General features: G+C 71.1%; 14 protein-coding genes. 11 read left to right on the forward strand and 3 right to left on the reverse strand.

All coding sequences use genetic code 11. The features are described 5' to 3' along the window. Window positions 1-121 precede the first annotated feature (121 nt). The 7 genes from J2X68_RS04750 to J2X68_RS04780 all read left to right on the forward strand — a co-directional run bounded on the left by J2X68_RS04750 (window position 122) and on the right by J2X68_RS04780 (window position 6,914). Window positions 122-1,828, forward strand: coding sequence for an alpha-amylase family glycosyl hydrolase (locus J2X68_RS04750; RefSeq protein WP_310431147.1), 1,707 nt, complete (start codon window positions 122-124; stop codon window positions 1,826-1,828). A gap of 57 nt (window positions 1,829-1,885) precedes the next feature. Continuing rightward, the gene (locus tag J2X68_RS04755) at window positions 1,886-3,214 is read left to right on the forward strand and encodes an ABC transporter substrate-binding protein (RefSeq protein ID WP_310431148.1); all 1,329 of its coding nucleotides are present in this window, start codon (window positions 1,886-1,888) and stop codon (window positions 3,212-3,214) included. A gap of 6 nt (window positions 3,215-3,220) precedes the next feature. Next, window positions 3,221-4,579 carry an ABC transporter permease subunit gene (locus J2X68_RS04760; protein ID WP_310431149.1) on the forward strand — a complete coding sequence of 453 codons (1,359 nt, stop codon included), beginning with the start codon at window positions 3,221-3,223 and terminating at the stop codon, window positions 4,577-4,579. Further along, the gene (locus tag J2X68_RS04765) at window positions 4,576-5,421 is read left to right on the forward strand and encodes a carbohydrate ABC transporter permease (protein WP_310431150.1); all 846 of its coding nucleotides are present in this window, start codon (window positions 4,576-4,578) and stop codon (window positions 5,419-5,421) included. The genes J2X68_RS04760 and J2X68_RS04765 overlap by 4 nt, the downstream gene beginning before the upstream one ends. A 61-nt stretch (window positions 5,422-5,482) precedes the next feature. Beyond that, window positions 5,483-5,791 (forward strand): hypothetical protein, encoded by a 309-nt coding sequence (locus J2X68_RS04770; RefSeq protein WP_310431151.1) that lies wholly within the window; start codon window positions 5,483-5,485, stop codon window positions 5,789-5,791. A 114-nt stretch (window positions 5,792-5,905) separates the two neighbouring features. Beyond that, complete coding sequence (locus tag J2X68_RS04775) at window positions 5,906-6,367, forward strand: GNAT family N-acetyltransferase (RefSeq protein WP_310431152.1); 462 nt, start codon at window positions 5,906-5,908, stop codon at window positions 6,365-6,367. Between the two features lie 142 nt (window positions 6,368-6,509). Then, window positions 6,510-6,914 (forward strand): gas vesicle structural protein GvpA, encoded by a 405-nt coding sequence (locus J2X68_RS04780; protein WP_310431153.1) that lies wholly within the window; start codon window positions 6,510-6,512, stop codon window positions 6,912-6,914. A gap of 85 nt (window positions 6,915-6,999) precedes the next feature. Here J2X68_RS04780 and J2X68_RS04785 read toward each other — a convergent pair whose 3' ends face one another. Further along, complete coding sequence (locus tag J2X68_RS04785; protein ID WP_310431154.1) at window positions 7,000-7,572, reverse strand: DUF1877 family protein; 573 nt, start codon at window positions 7,570-7,572, stop codon at window positions 7,000-7,002. A gap of 284 nt (window positions 7,573-7,856) precedes the next feature. Between J2X68_RS04785 and J2X68_RS04790 the strand changes: the two genes are divergently transcribed. Further along, the gene (locus J2X68_RS04790) at window positions 7,857-8,489 is read left to right on the forward strand and encodes an RNA polymerase sigma factor (protein WP_399039347.1); all 633 of its coding nucleotides are present in this window, start codon (window positions 7,857-7,859) and stop codon (window positions 8,487-8,489) included. A gap of 87 nt (window positions 8,490-8,576) precedes the next feature. Then, on the forward strand, window positions 8,577-9,338 hold the full coding sequence (locus J2X68_RS04795; RefSeq protein WP_310431156.1) for a hypothetical protein: 762 nt from the start codon (window positions 8,577-8,579) through the stop codon (window positions 9,336-9,338). Window positions 9,339-9,466: 128 nt separating this feature from the next. Here J2X68_RS04795 and J2X68_RS04800 read toward each other — a convergent pair whose 3' ends face one another. After that, window positions 9,467-10,723 (reverse strand): cytochrome P450, encoded by a 1,257-nt coding sequence (locus J2X68_RS04800; protein WP_310431157.1) that lies wholly within the window; start codon window positions 10,721-10,723, stop codon window positions 9,467-9,469. A 460-nt stretch (window positions 10,724-11,183) separates the two neighbouring features. Here J2X68_RS04800 and J2X68_RS04805 point away from each other — a divergent pair, with 460 nt between their 5' ends. After that, window positions 11,184-11,930 (forward strand): ABC transporter ATP-binding protein, encoded by a 747-nt coding sequence (locus tag J2X68_RS04805; RefSeq protein ID WP_310431158.1) that lies wholly within the window; start codon window positions 11,184-11,186, stop codon window positions 11,928-11,930. A gap of 11 nt (window positions 11,931-11,941) precedes the next feature. Continuing rightward, window positions 11,942-13,840 (forward strand): FtsX-like permease family protein, encoded by a 1,899-nt coding sequence (locus J2X68_RS04810; RefSeq protein WP_310431159.1) that lies wholly within the window; start codon window positions 11,942-11,944, stop codon window positions 13,838-13,840. Window positions 13,841-13,966: 126 nt separating this feature from the next. Here the strand turns inward: J2X68_RS04810 and J2X68_RS04815 are convergent, their stop codons facing one another. Then, entirely contained in the window at window positions 13,967-14,302 is a 336-nt protein-coding gene (locus tag J2X68_RS04815; RefSeq protein ID WP_310431160.1) for a ricin-type beta-trefoil lectin domain protein, read from the reverse strand. Window positions 14,303-14,397 lie beyond the last annotated feature (95 nt).

Genomic DNA, 14,397 nt, shown 5'->3' on the forward strand with positions numbered 1-14,397 from the left:
GGTAACGCCGACGTATCAACCAGGTGCGATTTGCCCCGGTAAGTCGGTATGTGTCACCCCTGCGTTTCAGATGGCTGCTGCCTGTTCGTTGACATCTCCGTGAAACGCCTACATAACATGCATGCATAACAGTCAGCCCGCACAGACAGGCCAACGGGTGAGCTCCCAGCACATCGACACGCGCAGCGACACGCGCCTCGGCACACACCACTGGTGGCGTGAGGCAGTGATCTACCAGGTGTACGTCCGCAGCTTCCTGGACAGCACCGGCGACGGCGTCGGCGATCTCGCCGGAGTCCGCGCCGGACTGCCGTACCTGAAGAAGCTGGGCGTGGACGGCATCTGGCTGAGCCCCTTCTACCCCTCCCCGCAGCACGACCACGGCTACGACGTCGCCGACTACTGCGACGTCGACCCGCTCTTCGGCGACCTCGCCGAGTTCGACCGTCTGGTGGCCGCCGCCCGGCGGCTGGGCGTCAAGGTGCTGCTCGACATCGTCCCCAACCACTGCTCCAGCGAGCACCCCTGGTTCCGCGAGGCGCTGGCCTCGGCGCCGGACGGTCCCGCCCGGGCCCGGTTCCACTTCGCCGACGGGCGGGGAGCGGACGGCGCCGAGCCGCCCAACAACTGGCACGCCATGTTCGGCGGCCCGGCCTGGAGCCGGGTGACCGAGGCGGACGGCCGCCCGGGCCAGTGGTACCTGCACATGTTCACGCCCGAACAGCCCGACTGGAACTGGCGTGACCCCGAGGTCGGCGCGTACTTCGACCGGGCCCTGCGGTTCTGGCTGGACCGGGGCGTCGACGGCTTCCGCATCGATGTCGCCGCCGGCCTCTTCAAGCACCCCGAGCTGCCCGACTCGCCGGACCCCGAGGCCGACGCCCGCACCCGCGACTCCGTCAACCCGCTCGCCTGGAACCAGCCCGAGGTGCACGACGTGTGGCGCCGCTGGCGGGCGGTGTGCGAGGAGTACACGGCACGCGACGGCCGCGAACGGCTCCTGGTCGGCGAGGTCTCGGTCCCGACGGCCCGCGAACACGCGCTGTACGTGCGCCCCGACGAACTGCACCAGGCCTTCTTCTTCGACCTGCTGAGCGCCTCCTGGGACGCGGACGCCTTCCGCAAGGTCATCACCGAGGCCATGCAGGACATCGCGGGAACGGGGTCGACCGTCACCTGGGTCCTCAACAACCACGACCAGGTCCGCACCGTCACCCGCTACGGCGAGCCGGCCATGGAGAGCAGCGGACTCGGCGCCTCCCGCGCCCGCGCCGCCGCCCTGCTGCTGCTGGCGCTGCCCGGCGCCGCGTACATCTACCAGGGCGAGGAGCTGGGCCTGCCCGAGGTCGTCGACCTGCCCGACGACGTGCTCACCGACCCGATCTTCCGCCGCACCGGCAGCCGCGCCCGCATCCGGGACGGCTGCCGGGTACCGCTGCCGTGGTCCGGGCAGGCCTCGCCGTTCGGCTTCACCTCGGGCGTCGACGGGACCAAGCCCTGGCTGCCGCAGCCCGAGTACTTCGCGGAGTACGCCACCGACCGCGCCCTCGCCGACACCCGGTCCTTCTGGCACCTGTACCGCGACGGCCTCCAGCTGCGCGCCGGCCTGCCGCAGCTGGGCGAGGGCACGCTGCGCTGGCTCGACACCCAGCCCGGCGTCCTCGCCTTCACCCGCGGCGACGGCCTGGTGTGCGCCGTCAACTTCGGCACGGCACCCGCGCCGGCGCCCGTGTCCGGCATTCCCCTGTTGTCCAGCGGCCCCTGCCGGGCCGGGGTGCTCCCCGGCTCCACGGCCGCCTGGTGGATCGGTGACGACACCGACTCCTGACGCTCGACCCCCTTCCCGTCCTACCGCCAACCCCTCTTCCACGAACGGACATCGACGATGATGCGACGACGTACCACTCTGCTCAGCGGCTGCACCGCCCTCGTCCTGGCGCTCGGCGCCACCGCCTGCGGAGGCGGCGACCCCGTCTCCGCGGGCGGCGGCGACAAGGTGCTGGGCGGCCAGACGGTCACGGTGGCCGGCGTCTGGTCCGGCGCCGAGCAGAAGAACTTCCAGAAGGTGCTGGACGCCTTCACCGAGAAGACCGGCGCCAAGACCCAGTTCGTCTCCACCGGCGACAACGTCTCCACCGTCGTCGGCAGCAAGATCGAGGGCGGCAACGCCCCCGACGTCGTGATGGTTCCGCAGGTCGGCGTGCTCCAGCAGTTCGCCGGGAACGGCTGGCTCAAGCCGCTGTCGGCGGCCACCCAGAAGTCCGTCGCCGCCAACTACGCCCCGGTCTGGAAGGACTACGGCAGCGTCGAGGGCACCCTCTACGGCCTCTACTTCAAGGCCGCCCACAAGTCGACCGTCTGGTACAGCCCCGCCGCCCTCGACCAGGCCGGAGTGGAGCCGCCGAAGACCTACGACGAGATGCTGAAGGCCGGGCGGACCGTCTCCGACTCGGGCCTGTCCGCCTTCTCCGTCGCGGGTCAGGACGGCTGGACGCTCACCGACTGGTTCGAGAACGTCTACCTCTCCCAGGCAGGCCCCGAGAAGTACGACGCCCTCGCCGCCCATGAACTGAAGTGGACCGACCAGAGCGTGGTCGACGCCCTCACCACGCTCGGCAAGCTCTTCCAGGACAAGCAGCTCCTCGCCGGCGGTCAGAAGGGCGCCCTCAACACCGACTTCCCGGGCTCCGTGGAGAAGGTCTTCGGGCCCGAGCCCGAGGCGGGCATGGTCTACGAGGGCGACTTCGTCGCGGGCGTGGCCAAGGACCAGTTCGGCCGGAAGATCGGCGAGGACGCGAACTTCTTCGCCTTCCCGCCCGTCGGCGCGGGCGCGGCCCCCGTGGTCAGCGGCGGTGACGCGGCCGTCGTCCTCAAGGACGGCAAGAACACCAAGGCGGGCATGGCCCTCCTGGAGTACCTCGCCACCCCGGAGGCCGCCGCCGTGTGGGCCGAGACGGGCGGCTTCCTCTCCCCGAACAAGAAGCTCGACCTCGCCTCCTACGGCGACGACGTCACCCGCACCACCGCCAAGTCGCTCATCGCCGCCGGGGACTCCGTCCGCTTCGACATGTCCGACCAGGCCCCCGCGGCGTTCGGCGGGACGAAGGGCGCCGGCGAGTGGAAGATCCTCCAGGACTTCCTGCGTGACCCGTCCGACCCGAAGGCCACCGCGGCGCAGCTGGAAACCGCCGCCGCCAAGGCCTACAAGGGCTGACCGGCGATGACCGCCACGCTCACGAAGGCGGCCGCGCCACCCGCCGCCGCGACCGTCGCCCGCAAGCGGCGTGCCCGGCGGCGGGGCAGGGCCGTCGCCCTCCTCTTCGTCCTCCCCGCGCTGCTCCTGCTCGGCGCCCTCGTCGTCTACCCCGTGCTGTTCTCGGTGGGCCGCAGCTTCTTCGACGCCTCCGGGACCCGGTTCGTGGGCGGCGACAACTACACCGAGATGTTCCGCGACCCGGCCACCCTCAAGGCCGTGCGCAACACGGCGATCTGGGTCGTCGTGGCGCCGACCCTGCTGACCGGCCTGGGCCTGATCCTCGCCGTGCTCGTCGAGAAGGTCCGCTGGGCCACGGCCTTCAAGCTGCTGCTGTTCATGCCCATGGCCGTCTCCTTCCTGGCCGCCGGCATCATCTTCCGGCTCGCCTACGACGAGGACCCCGACAAGGGCGTCCTGAACGCGGCGGCCGTCGGCGTCCACGACGCCTTCCAGGACACCTCCTCCTATCCGACCGCCCGCGCCCGAGACGGCGCGGGCCTGACCCGGGGCGCCGGCGGCTCGTACCGCACCGGCACGGCCGTGTCACCGGGCGACACGGTCGCCCTCGGCCTGGTCGGCGTCGCGCCCAAGGAACTGCCGGCGGGCGCGGAACCGGCCTCCACGGCGGCCGCGCGCACAGCGGGCCCCGACGAACTGCGCGGCGTCGTCTACCTCGACTTCACCCCCGGCGGGGGAGGGAAGCAAGGGGTGGTGGACCGCCGGGAGAGCGGGCTGCCGGAGATGAGGGTCGAGGCGGTGCGCGACGGGAAGACCGTCGCGAGCACCACCACCGCGGCCGACGGTTCCTTCCGTTTCCCCGGTCTGGAGGCGGGCTCGTACACCGTCGCCCTGCCCGGTTCGAACTTCGCCCAGCCCTACGACGGCGTCTCCTGGCTCGGCCCGGCGCTGGTCACCCCGGCGATCATCGGCGCCTACCTGTGGATCTGGACCGGCTTCGCGATGGTGCTGATCGGCGCGGGGCTGTCCACCCTGCCGCGTGACTCGCTGGAGGCGGCGCGGATGGACGGCGCCAACGAGTGGCAGGTGTTCCGCCGGATCACCGTGCCGCTGCTGGCGCCCGTGCTCACGGTGGTCTTCGTGACCCTCGTCATCAACGTGATGAAGGTGTTCGACCTCGTCTACATCATCGCGCCCGGCCCGGTGCAGGAGGACGCCACCGTGCTCGCCACCCAGATGTGGCTGGTGTCCTTCGGCGGCGGCAACGACCAGGGACTGGGCAGCGCCCTCGGCGTCCTGCTCCTGCTGCTGGTGATCCCCGCCATGGTCTTCAACGTCCGTCGTTTCCGAGGGAGTCAGCGATGAACCTCAGTGCGCTTCGGCGCGGTCTCGGCAGCAGCCTGGTGCAGGCCGTCCTCGTGGTCGTCGGACTGCTCTGGCTCACGCCGCTCGCCGGCCTTCTCGTGTCGTCCCTGCGGTCGGCGCAGGACACGGCCAAGGGCGGCTGGTGGACGGCGATCACCAGCCCGGGCCGGCTGTCCTTCGACAACTACACGTCGTTGCTGGGCAACGCCGGGATGACGCGGGCGTTCTGGAACACGGTGCTGATCTCGGTGCCGACGACGTTGCTGGTGGTGGCGATCGCCGCACTGGCGGGGTACGCCTTCGCCTGGCTGGACTTCCCCGGCCGTGACGCCCTGTTCCTGCTCGTGGTCGCGCTCCTGGTGGTCCCGGTGCAGATCGGCCTGCTGCCCGTGGCCAAACTCTTCGGCCAACTGGGGCTGTTCGGCACGATTCCGGGCGTCATCCTCTTCCACGTCTCCTACGGCCTGCCGTTCGCGATCTTCCTGCTGCGGAACTACTTCGCCGAGATACCGCGGGAGATGCTGGAGGCGGCCCGCATGGACGGGGGCAACGAGTGGCGCATCTTCACCCGGCTGGTGCTGCCGGTGGGACGGCCCGCGCTGGCGAGCCTGGCCATCTTCCAGTTCCTGTGGGTGTGGAACGACATGCTGGTGGCGCTGCTGTTCGCCGACAGTTCGTCCCAGCCCCTGACCGTGGAACTCCAGTCGCAGATACGGCAGTTCGGCAGCAACATCGACGTCCTCGCGCCGGGCGCCTTCCTGTCTCTGATCGTGCCGGTGGCCGTGTTCTTCGCCTTCCAGCGGCACTTCGTGCAGGGGGTCATGGCGGGGTCGGTGAAGTAGCGGCGGCGCCGGCGCCTTGTGCCTCCCATGATCCGCGACCGCCCACCGGCACACTCGAGCCGTGACACGTGACGCGCGACCGGAGCGCACCCCCGACGGACGCTACATCGTCGTGGGCGGACGGCGGTGGCGGGCGACGGATCCGCTCATCCCCGACAACGACGCCTCGCGGCTCCGCTCCCACCTCATGGCGGCCCGGCGCGCGGTCGGGGCCGCCCGGCGGGCCCAGGACGAGGAGGCAGAGCGCGCCGCCCGCGCCCGCGTGCAGCTGGCGAAGGTCGCCCTGGGCGAGCGCGGCACCCCGTGGTGGGAGCAGAGCGAGGAGGAGCGCCGTGCCCGCTGGCGCAAGGGGCTCAGGGCGCTCGACTGAGCCCCGGGCGGCCGGCGGGCGGCCGTGAGGCGTTCACGGCGCGGTGACATGGGGGCCGTGATACGGGGCACACGCGAGAGAATGCAGGGAAATCAGACGTATGCCATCAGTGACGTGCACGGCGGATCCGGATCGCGGGACGGCGCCGCATCGCGGCGGGCCGAGGGACGGCACCGGCGCGCCGGACGACGAGGGGGACGGTGGCACCGCAGGCTGCTGGCCTACCGCGAGGTCGAGCTGTTGCCGTCCGCCTCCCCGGAGGGCGGCGCGGGTGAGGAGTGCCTGCTCCTGGTGCACATCCGCAAGGTGGTCGGCCGGGTCACCTATCGCGCGTGCGACGAGTGCGCCGAGGGCGTGATCACCGACGTCGTCGTGGACGAACCGTTCCTCGGCTGCGGGCTGGGCACCAGGGCGCTGTCGCACCTGCGTTCCCGGCACCCCGACGTCACCTGGCGCACCACGCTCGACACCCGCCTCACCCGCGATCTGCTGCGCCGGATGCGCATCCCCAGGGCGGCCGCGGGAACGAAGTGCTCCCACGGCCGCCCTGGTGTCATCGCCCCCGTCGCCATCTGAGCGGCCGTCAGGCCGGCCCCGGCGAAGAGTCGTACAGGCGTTTGTCCGCGGATTGTGCGGCAACCAGCACAGGTAATCCGCACAGGACGAGGGACAGCGCCGACACGACCACGCAGACACCAGGGCAAGGGGGTTGGCCGTCATGACCGTGGCGACACAGCAAGGCGGCGGAGGCGGTTCGAGCGGCCTCTACGACGTTCTCGAACTCATCCTCGACCGCGGGCTGGTGATCGACGCCTTCGTGCGCGTCTCCCTGGTCGGCATCGAGATCCTCAAGATCGACATACGGATCGTCGTCGCGAGCGTGGACACCTACCTGCGCTTCGCCGAGGCGTGCAACCGTCTCGACCTGGAGGCCGGACCGCGCAAGCCGGCCGGGATCACGGAACTCACGGAGAAGGTCACCGAGTCCGGGGCCCGGGGCGCGACCAAGGGGGCGCTGTCCGGCGCCGCACAGACGATCTTCAGCGCCTATCAGCAGGCCCGGGACGAGGGGCAGAGGCGCAAGAGCACCCGGCCCGCCGCGCGCAGACGGCAGATCGACTGACCCGGAGCACCGCGCGCCCCTCGGACCTCCCTCTTACGCGTTCACACCGGGTCGTAGGTGAGGTGCGTCGCGGTGGAGGTCGCGATCACGCGCCGCCGCGCCGCCGTGACGGTGACCGCAGCGCGCAGACCCGTGGTGACGAACGTCCAGTCGAGGTCTCGCCTCGGACCGGCAGCCACTTCACCACCGCGTCCCCGCACTCGGCCGTCTGCGCGTAGAACGCCTTCAGCTCCCGGTGCGCCGCGGCGAACGCCTGCCACGTCTCGGGCTCCGCGGCCACGCCGCCGTAGTGCGGCAGCAGTTCGGCGCGGGCGAAATCCCACAACGCGTCGAAGTCGGCCCTCGCAAGGAAGCTGGCCACCCGGCGGGCCTGAGCCGACGTCAGCACCAGGAACGGCGGCTTGTGCCGCTCGGTGCGGAACACCGGCCGACCACCGAGCACCACCTGGGCCTGGGGCCCGTCTTCGACAGGATGCGGGGGAGCGGCGGCGTAGATGCGCTGCTGGTCCAGATAGCGCTTGCCCAGCGACTCTTCAGTGTGCCGCCCGACCCGGTGCCGGACGGCCTCCGAGTCTTCCTCGAAGAGTCGTTCGAGCCAGGCCGTGCTGTTGCGCAGCGCGGGGGGCGGCACCGCTCGCAGACGGAGATACGTACTCATGCCACTGGGAGCGCACGGGGGCGCCGAATCATTACGTTGCCGACGCCCCCCCCCTTTGAGCAAGGGCACCTGGACCGTCGTGCGGGGGACACCGCGCCGCTTGTCCGGAGCTCCGCGCGTCCTCGTCGGCCGGGCGTCGGGCACCGGCGACGACGTGAGGGGATGCTCGGAGGGGTGTGACACTCCGGCAAGGACGCGCGCTGGTAGCCATGGGGCCGTCGATGCGACCGGAGCACGGCGGACGGCATGCACTCGCCATGAACCCGGTACGAACGAGGACGGTCTTGGGCCAGGTACGGCAACCCCGGCGTGTACACGAATGCAACGGGGAACTGGGCGCGGCGGTCGCGCGGGCCCAGGACGGCGACGAGGCCGCTTTCGCGGTCGCGTACCGGATCGTGCAGCCGGGCCTGCTGGGCTATCTGCGCGGCCTGGTCGGCGACGACGCGGAGGACGTGGCCTCCGACGCCTGGCTGGAGATCGCCCGTGACCTCGGCCGCTTCAAGGGGGACGGCTCCGGGTTCCGCGGCTGGACCTCGACCATAGCCCGGCACCGGGCGCTGGACCATCTGCGCCGACAGCGCGTGCGACCCCGGGCAGGAGGAAGCGAACAGGACGTACTGGACCTGCCCGGCCGGCACAGTACTCACGACGAAGCCCTGGAGTCCTTGTCCACCGAGCGGGCGCTGGAACTGGTCCGTCGCCTGCCGCGGGACCAGGCCGAGGCCGTGCTTCTGCGGGTCGTCGTCGGCCTGGACGGTCCCGCCGCTGCACGCGTCCTCGGCAAGCGTCCGGGAGCGGTACGAACGGCCGCGCACCGGGGCCTCAAACGCCTCGCTCGTCAGCTGGGCGTCGACGGTGAGGCGGACCAGGGTGTGACGAATGAGGCTTCCTCGACGCTGGGTGAGTCGAAATGAAGGACGTCGGCGACAGTTACCGACGAACAGGCATCAGACCCGGAACGCCGAACGGATCGAACCGGTCGAACAGGAACGGAAGCGGACATGGGTGAACGGCTGGGCGGTGACGGAGTTCCGGGCCGTCGACGTGCGCACCCTCGCAGCGTCGCGTCCGATCCGTGGGAGGAGCGTGACGCCGCCACGCTGGAAGAGGAGTGGGGCGGGGTTCTCCGCGACGGCCGTATCGACCCCGAGGCCGAGCAGCGGGCGCTGACCGCCTTCCGGGCTGCCCATGAAGAAGGCGCGCACCGAGCGCGTACCCGGCGCAGGGACGACTGGCGGTCGCCGGCGGAGCGGCGTACCAGGCGTCCTGTGAAGATGACGCTCGGCGTGGTGTTCGCCAGCCTCGCGCTGGGGGGAGTCGCGGTCGCGGCCATCGGTTCCGTCGGCTCGTCCACGGACGGCAACGGCGCCGCGCGGGGGACCGCGCGCCCGTCGGCCGCCGCCCCGGACGAACCGGCCGAGGAAGCCCCTTCGGCCTCCTCCGGCGTCCCCGCACCGACGGACGGCCCGGCCACCGCCCAGGACACCGAAGCCCATTGCCGCGCCTACGAGCAGGTCAAGGATCGCGGCAAGGCGCTCGGGGGGACGGCCTGGCAGCAACTCGTCACGGCCGCCGGCGGGACGGACAAGGTCGCCGCATACTGTTCCGAGCGGTCGGCGCGGGCGACCGCCACGCCCAGCAGGCCCACCGGATACGGGCAGGCGGGAAATGCCGGCGACTCCGGCAACGGCGTCGGCGGCGCGGGCAACGCGGCCCGCAACGGCCAGGCAGGCATCGCGCCGGGCAGCGGCAAGCAGAAGTAGCCCCCAGCCGTGCCCAATCCGTGCCCGTGGGACGCTGTGTCACCCCGTCGGGACCGCGCATCCTGGCCTGCGCTCACAGGACGCCGTGCCCCGGCCGGTATGCCGACACGCCCCCGCTTCCGCACGCTTCAGGCGCGGGGCCCCAGCCTGGGTGCCGGGGTGAACGTGACAGGCAGGCGGATGGGGCCCCGGGTGATGCCCGCAGGCAGCCACGCCACGGGCCGCTCCGGCTCGGCCCAGGCGAGATCAGGCAGGCGGGAGAGCAGAACCCGCAGCGCTATGTCTCCCTCCAGGCGGGCCAGCGGAGCTCCGATGCAGTAGTGGATGCCGTGCCCGAAAGCGGCGTGGCGGGGCTGCTTGCGCAGCACGTCCAGTTGGTCGGGGTCGGCTCCCTGCTCGACGGGCGCGTCCCGGCCGGCTGAGGTCAGGGCGATGGTCACGGTCTCGGCCGCCTTGATCTGCTTGCCGCCCAGCTCGAACTCCTCGGTCGCGAAGCGAGTGGGCGTGATCTCCAACGGCGGGTCGTAACGCAAGAACTCCTCGACGGCACCCGGGATGTGCTCGGGGTTCTCCCGGAGGACGCGTGCCTGCTCCGGGTGGTCGAGCAGCGCAACCATGGCGTTGCCGAGCAGATTGACAGTGGTTTCGTGGCCGGCGACCACCAGGATGACGGCTGTGCCGAGCAGTTCGGCTTCGGACAGTCTCCCGGAGTCTTCATCCCGGACCGCGATCAGCCGAGACAGCAGATCGTCCGCCGGATCGCGCCGCTTGGTCTTCAGCAGCCCGCTCAGGTAGCCGTTGAGGGCGAGCAGTCCGGCCCGCTGCTGCTCGGACGGGACGCCCATGGAATGGCGCGTCCAGGACAGCAGGTCCTCGCGGGCCTCCTCGGGAACTCCCAGGAGCTCGGAGATCACCGTGATCGGCAGGGGAGTGGTGTAGGAGGAGACGAGATCGGTGCTGCCCCGCTCGGCGAAGGCATCGATCAGTTCACGGGCCAGCGCCTCCATGCGCGGTGCCAATTTCTCCACCGCCTGCGTGGTGAAGACACCCGACACCAGTCGGCGCAGCCGGGTGTGCTCCGGAGGGTCGGCCATCAGCATGTTGCCGCCGAATCCACTGCCGGCCAGGAGAATGTGGCGCCCGGACGCGCGCAGCTGCTCGGCGAACGGCTCGGGGTCCTTGCTCAGCTTGGGATGGGCCAATGCCTCGCGGGCCAGTTCGTATCCGACCACGAGCCAGCCCAGGGTGCCATCGGCCATACGGACGCGATGAACGGGACCCTGCCGGCGCAGCTCGGCGTACCGCTGGTGGGCTTCAGCTTTGAACGCCGGGGTTCCGATGCGGGGCAGTTCCACATCATCGGCGGGAGTGTCGTGCGTGATCATGCTGTCACTGTCCGGCCGACTGCCCTTCATTGGCCAGGTCAACCTGCTCTCACTTCCAGCCCAATCGCCGCCCACCCTGTCCACCCATGGCGCCGGCCCCCGCCTGCTCCCGTGCGACACCCCGTGCCGGAGGGCCAACGCCGACCGGCCCGTGTCGAGCGCCATTCCGCCCCACGGAAGTGACCACCGTGGGGTTATCCCCCGCAGACATGTGCCGGGCACCCCCACCTCATCGCTCCTCCCGTTGTGCCACGCTTTAGGTAACTGTCACCGACGCTCGCCCGTGCACTGCTCGGGCAGAGTGGCACGCGGGCGCCTGCGCCGACGACGCGGCAGGCGACCCTCGCGCTTCCTTTCGGACAGCCCGCCGCCACCTGCGATCCCGCGGTCTTGAAACGGCGACACCACACCCACGCCCGCAGGCGGACGCCCCGGCCTGCGCACAGATTGCGAGACATGCATGGCCACATCGACCGGCCGCCGCCCAACGGCCGCGGCTTCCCTCAAGGAGGCCAGCCGCACCTACGGCAGTGGCTCGACCGCGGTGAATGCCCTGGACCGCGTGAGCGTCGACTTCGCCCCGGGCACGTGGACAGCCGTCATGGGCCCCTCCGGCTCCGGCAAATCGACCCTGCTGCACTGTGCCGCCGGACTGGAGCGCGTGGACGCCGGCAGTGTCCGGCTCCAGGACACCGACATCACCCACGCAAGTGAGCAAGAGCTGACCACCTTGCGTCGTAAGCGCATCGGTTTCATCTTCCAGAACTTCAATCTGATCAGCTCGCTGACCGCCGAGCAGAACGTGGCCCTTCCGCTGAAACTGGCACGCGCCGACTGGAGTATGGCCGACGTCCGCCAGGCCCTGGCCGCCGTGGGCCTGTCCGGCCGGCTCGGCCACCGGCCCCGTGAGCTGTCGGGCGGCCAGCAACAACGCGTGGCCATCGCGCGTGCCCTGGTCACCCGCCCAGATGTCCTGTTCGCCGACGAGCCGACCGGCGCTCTCGATTCCCGCTCAGCAGCTGAAGTCCTCACCCTGCTGCGGGATCTGGCCGACCGCGGACAGACCATCATCATGGTCACCCACGACCCGGCTGCGGCCGCCCGCGCGGATGCCACCGTCTTCCTGCGCGACGGCCGGATCGTCGATCAGCTGGTGGGCGCCGATGCCCGCACGCTCGCCGACCACCTCATCGCACTGGAGGCCTGACCATGTGGAGCATGAGCTGGTCAGGCGTGAAAGAACGCCCCACGCTGTTCACCGGCGCCGTCGTCTCCGTCTGCCTGGGCGTTGCCCTGGTGCAGTCCTCGCTGCTGTTGCTGCTGTCCGCCGCGACTCTCACGCCCGCTGCCGGAACGTCCCCGATCCAGCGCATGGACTTCGACGAGCAGAGTCTCACCGCGGTCACCGTCCTGTCGGTGACCCTGGGCTGCGCCGCCTTCCTCGCGGTCTTCGTCATCTCCTCCACCTTCGCCTTCACCGTCACCCAGCGCCGCCGCGACCTGGCCCTGATCCGCCTCAACGGAGCCTCACCCCGCCAGATCAAGCACCTGCTTCTGGGCCAAGCCGTCTTCCTCGGCACGCTCGGCGTCGCCGGCGGTGTGCCGCTGGGCCTGGCCACCATGCAGATCCAGACATGGCTGCTGCGCGAACTCGACTTCGTCCCAGCCGACTTCACGGGCCAGTTCCGCCTGTGGGCCGTGCCCGCCGCGGCCGCGGCCGGCATCGGCCTGTCCGTTCTCGGCGTGCTGACCGCCGCCCGCCGAGCCGCCCAGATCCGCCCGCTGGAGGCGTTGCGCGACACCGCCCCGGTGCAGCGCACCCTCGGCCGCAGCCGGTGGATCACCGGTGGAGTCTTCCTCGTGGGAGCCACGGCCCTGATCGCACTGGCGCCGCTCGGAGGCCCCGCCGGCGGCCAGGCCATGGCGATGTGTGTTTCCCTGGGCGCCGTCCTCGCCTTCACCTGCTTCGGACCGAGTCTGCTGCCGGCCATCGCCAGGCTGATACCGACGACGCGATCCTCCACCCTGGCCCACCTCGCCAAGGCAGAACTGCGCGACGACGCCTGGCGCAGCGCCTCCACGGCAGCCCCAGTCATCGTCCTGGTCGGTTTGCTGCTCGGCCAGTTCACCGCATTGACCTCCGCTACCGCCGCAGCCCAGCACGAACAGCGCACCACCACGCGCGCCGACCTGGTCCTCGAAGCACGAGGTGACGCAGCCGCACGCGTTGCCGGCATCCCCGGCGTGGCTGCTGTCTCCACGGAGATCGAGATGCCCGCCGCGGTCACCACCGGCCGCGGCGAGACGGCGTACACCGAGCTCGGCCGAGTCCTGGTCATATCGCCGCAGGACTACCGACGTGTCCACAGCGACAGTGGCCCCCTCGGCGCGCTGCAAGGCCGCGCCGTCGCGGCAGGCCCCGCCGCCCTGGGGATCTCCTCCGGCGATCGGGTTGGGCTGCGCATCGGGGACGTGGACCTGGGGCGCCTGCCCGTAACCGCGGCGGTCCCCGCCCGGATGGCCGGCGGTGCAACCTTGCTGCTGCCCGCAGGCCTCGTTCCGCAGTTTATGCTGTCCGACGCCGCCTCCCACAGCTTCATCACCTTGCAGTCCTCGGCTGAAGGCGACAGCGTGAAGGCGGCACTCTCCCGCCTGGGTGCTGTCTCCACCCTCTCCGAGTGGATCGACGACGACACAGCCGCCCGCACGTCCGCCGACACCAGCACCCTCACCATGGTGATGGGGCTGGGCGGCGTCTACGCACTCATCGGTGTCGTCAACACCCTCATCATCGCCGCCTACAGCCGGCGCACCCAGCTCGCGGCCACCCGCATCGCAGGCTTCAGCCGCACCCAGACACTTGCCGCAGCATGGCTGGAGACCTTCGCCGTGACCCTCATCGGGCTGCTGCTCGGGCTGCTCGCCGCAGGCGGAACGCTCATCGCCATGGCGATGACCGCAGCCTCGGTCACCGGCACCGCCACCGTAGCCGTCCCCTGGCAACTGACCGGTGCAGTCATCGTGACCGTCGTGACACTGGCTTCCGCGACCAGCCTGGCCGCTGCCTGGGCCGCCACCCGCCAACGTCCCGTGACGTTGCTGGCCGCGCGCGAGTAGACGAGCTCTTGGTCCGCCCACAGCGAGAGGGCCAGTGTGGCCACCCGCACCGCCGGCGCCTCGCGAACGGGCCCGGGCGGCCCCTGGCGCAGGGGCCGCCCGGGCCCGTTCAGACGCAGCGCAACCTCACGTCGTGCTCCACTGCTGGTTGTCGCGGCCGTTGCACTCCCACAGCACGACATCGGTGCCCGACGCTCCACCGAAGAGATCCAGGCACTTGCCGGATTCCCTCGCCAGAAGGCTGCCCGACGACAGTCCGAAACGCTGTTCCGGCAGGCCTGTGCAGGCCGACATGACCACCGGCGTCCGGTCGGCACTCCGGCCGTCAGGGACCATCGCGCACAGGTCACCGGAGCGCAGCAAGCCATCCTTCAGCACCCATTCCTGGGCGGGAGAGGAGACACAGGCGCTGACCACCAGGCCGCTTCGCCGGGCGGTCAGGCACCCGCCCGATGCCGCCACGCGCACAAGCGTGGCGCCCGAAGCAGCAGGTCCCCTCGCGGTCTGCGGTGCTGTCCCGGATGCCGACGCAGCGGCCGTCGTCACCTGCTGCGACG

The organism is Streptomyces sp. 3330 (assembly GCF_031456635.1).
Lineage (GTDB): Bacteria > Actinomycetota > Actinomycetes > Streptomycetales > Streptomycetaceae > Streptomyces.

Coding starts and splice junctions, on each gene's coding strand:
- J2X68_RS04750 (WP_310431147.1), top strand. CDS start 122: ATGCATAACAGTCAGCCCGCACAGACAGGCCAACGGGTGAGCTCCCAG.
- J2X68_RS04755 (WP_310431148.1), top strand. CDS start 1,886: ATGATGCGACGACGTACCACTCTGCTCAGCGGCTGCACCGCCCTCGTC.
- J2X68_RS04760 (WP_310431149.1), top strand. CDS start 3,221: ATGACCGCCACGCTCACGAAGGCGGCCGCGCCACCCGCCGCCGCGACC.
- J2X68_RS04765 (WP_310431150.1), top strand. CDS start 4,576: ATGAACCTCAGTGCGCTTCGGCGCGGTCTCGGCAGCAGCCTGGTGCAG.
- J2X68_RS04780 (WP_310431153.1), top strand. CDS start 6,510: ATGACCGTGGCGACACAGCAAGGCGGCGGAGGCGGTTCGAGCGGCCTC.
- J2X68_RS04785 (WP_310431154.1), bottom strand. CDS start 7,572: ATGAGTACGTATCTCCGTCTGCGAGCGGTGCCGCCCCCCGCGCTGCGC.
- J2X68_RS04795 (WP_310431156.1), top strand. CDS start 8,577: ATGGGTGAACGGCTGGGCGGTGACGGAGTTCCGGGCCGTCGACGTGCG.
- J2X68_RS04800 (WP_310431157.1), bottom strand. CDS start 10,723: ATGATCACGCACGACACTCCCGCCGATGATGTGGAACTGCCCCGCATC.
- J2X68_RS04805 (WP_310431158.1), top strand. CDS start 11,184: ATGGCCACATCGACCGGCCGCCGCCCAACGGCCGCGGCTTCCCTCAAG.
- J2X68_RS04810 (WP_310431159.1), top strand. CDS start 11,942: ATGAGCTGGTCAGGCGTGAAAGAACGCCCCACGCTGTTCACCGGCGCC.